Genomic DNA, 2,569 nt, shown 5'->3' on the forward strand with positions numbered 1-2,569 from the left:
GAATCCGTGCCCGTTGAGGCCGGTCCCGGCAGCGATGTCTACGCCGGGGCCATCAACGGCACCGGGCCGCTGGAAGTCGAAGTCACCAGCACCGCGGAGAACAACTCCCTGGCCCGCATCGTGCACATCGTTGAGGCCGAGCAGTCCCGCAAGGGACCCGGGCAGCGCCTGGCCGACAACATCGCCAAAAAACTCGTCCCCGGCATCCTCATCGCCGCGGCACTGATCATCGGCTTCGGCTTCATCGTCGGAGAGCCGCTGCTGTGGTTCGAACGCGCCCTGGTCGTCCTGGTCGCCGCATCGCCGTGCGCTTTGGCGATCTCCGTCCCGGTCACCGTTGTCGCCTCCGTCGGCGCCGCCAGCCGCATCGGGGTGCTGATCAAGGGCGGCGGTGCGCTGGAAACCCTCGGCAAGATCCGCACCATCGCCCTGGACAAGACCGGCACACTGACCCGGAACAAGCCCGAAGTCATCGATGTCGCCGCCGCCGGGACCGCGACCCGCGAAGACGTCCTGGCCCTTGCAGCCGGGCTGGAGGCCCGCAGCGAACACCCCCTGGCCCGCGCCATCCTCGCCGCATCCCCCGCCAGGGCCGATGTGACCGACGTGGACACCGTCCCCGGCGCCGGCCTGCAGGGCACCTTCGAGGGCAAGACCGTCCGGCTGGGCCGCCCCGGCTGGATCAACCCCGGCTCCCTGGCCTCGGATGTCGAACGGATGCAAACGGCAGGCGCCACCGCCGTCCTGATCGAATCCGCCGGCGAAGTCATCGGCGCCGTCGCTGTACGTGACGAACTGCGCCCCGAAGCCCGGGACGTCATCGCCCGGCTTCGAGCCTCCGGGTACACCACGGCCATGCTCACCGGGGACAACGCGATCACCGCCGCGGCCCTGGGTAAGGCCGCCGGGATCACCGAAGTCCACGCCGACCTCCGCCCGGAAGACAAGGCCGAGATCATCCGGACCCTGAAGGCCCGCCAGCCCACCGCCATGGTCGGTGACGGCGTTAACGACGCCCCTGCCCTGGCCACTGCCGATACCGGTGTTGCCATGGGTGCCATGGGCACCGACGTCGCCATTGAAACCGCTGACATCGCCCTGATGGGCGAGGACCTGAACCACCTGCCCCAGGTCCTGGACCACGCCCGCCGGACCCGGTCCATCATGCTGCAGAACGTGGGCCTGTCCCTGCTGCTGATCGCGATCCTGATCCCGCTGGCACTGGTCGGTGCACTGGGACTGGCCGCGGTCGTCCTGATCCACGAACTCGCCGAAATCGTGGTGATCGCCAACGGTGTCCGCGCCGGCAGGATCAGCCGCAAAAACGCACTCCCCGCTGCCAAACCTGCGCCGGCTTTGGAACCGGCAGCGTGAGCGTCCCTTCCCCGGCAAACCCGGCCGGGACACCACCGGTTGCCGGACGAGCGCGGCGGATGAAGATTGCCCTGCTCGTCTCGGCCGCCGTGCTCGCGGCGGCCGACCTGGGAATCAAGGCGCTGGCCGAAGCCCTGCTCGCCAACGGTGCCACGGTCGATCTGGGCCTACTGAACCTGAAGCTGCTCTACAACACCGGGGTCGCGTTCAGCCTCGGCGCCGACCTGGCCCCGTGGCTGGTTATCGCCGCGACCGCCGCGATCGTCCTGGGCATGACCTGGTACGCCGTCTCCACCGCCCCCGCCACGCCGGCCCTCTCCCGGGCCGGTGCGGCGATGGTGCTCGGCGGCGGCGCCGGGAACCTCGTGGACCGGCTGGACGGGCGGGGCGTCGTTGACTACCTGCACAGCGGCTGGTTTCCCACCTTCAACCTCGCCGACGTCTTCGTCACCGTCGGAGTAGGCCTCTACGTCCTGGGCACACTGCTCGGATCCCGGGAACAGCACAAGGCGTAGGCAGCCGCGGGACGGTGATCTCTGACGCCCTCTGACACGGGAAAGGACTCCTCATGCTTGCCACCATCCTGGCGGCAGCTGCGATGTTCGCCGCGACGAACATCGATGACATCGTGGTGCTGACGGCGCTTTTCCTGGCCTCCAGCAGGGGCCAGCCGCGGGCCTGGCACATTGTCGGAGGGCAGTACGCCGGTCTCATCACCCTGGTCGGGCTGAGCCTCCTGGCCGCCTTGGGCCTGACCATCGTCCCGGACGAATGGGTCGGGCTGCTGGGAATTTTCCCGCTGATCCTTGGCATCATCGGCCTGATCCGCGGCCTGAAACGCGAGGGCGATGATGATGATGATGAGAACAAACTCACCGAGGGTCTGGGGCTGCTTGGAATCGCGGGCATCACGATCGCCAACGGCGCGGACAACATCGCGATCTACACCCCGGTGTTCCGCACCATGGCACCGGCCGACACGACCATCACCGTCATCGTCTTCCTTGCCCTGGTTGCTGTGTGGTGCGCCCTGGGCAAGCTCATCGGCACCCATCACAAAGTCGTCGAGACCCTGGAAAAAATTGAACACTGGCTCGTCCCGGCCGTCTTCATCGGGCTGGGCCTGACCATCCTCATCGGATCCGGATCCCTGCAACGCCTCATCAGCCTCTGGCTCTGACGCTGTCCCGGCAGC

3 protein-coding genes are annotated in these 2,569 nt (G+C 67.9%); all 3 read left to right on the plus strand.

Annotated features, from left to right (window positions below; translation table 11 throughout):
* Positions 1-1,374 (plus strand): heavy metal translocating P-type ATPase (locus M8J71_RS23095; RefSeq protein WP_256250202.1); only part of this gene is annotated, 1,374 nt, incomplete at its 5' end.
* On the plus strand, positions 1,371-1,889 hold the full coding sequence (gene lspA / locus M8J71_RS23100; RefSeq protein ID WP_256250203.1) for a signal peptidase II: 519 nt from the start codon (positions 1,371-1,373) through the stop codon (positions 1,887-1,889). The genes M8J71_RS23095 and lspA, both read left to right, overlap by 4 nt.
* A 53-nt stretch (positions 1,890-1,942) precedes the next feature.
* Positions 1,943-2,554, plus strand: a complete 612-nt coding sequence (locus tag M8J71_RS23105) for a cadmium resistance transporter (protein ID WP_256250205.1) — start codon at positions 1,943-1,945, stop codon at positions 2,552-2,554.
* The last annotated feature ends 15 nt before the right edge of the window (positions 2,555-2,569 follow it).

It is taken from the genome of Pseudarthrobacter sp. R1 (genome assembly GCF_024494415.1).
Classification (GTDB): Bacteria; Actinomycetota; Actinomycetes; order Actinomycetales; family Micrococcaceae; genus Arthrobacter.

Bases quoted from the DNA above. Each gene is read 5' to 3' on its own strand.
- M8J71_RS23105 (WP_256250205.1), top strand. From the start codon at position 1,943: ATGCTTGCCACCATCCTGGCGGCAGCTGCGATGTTCGCCGCGACGAAC.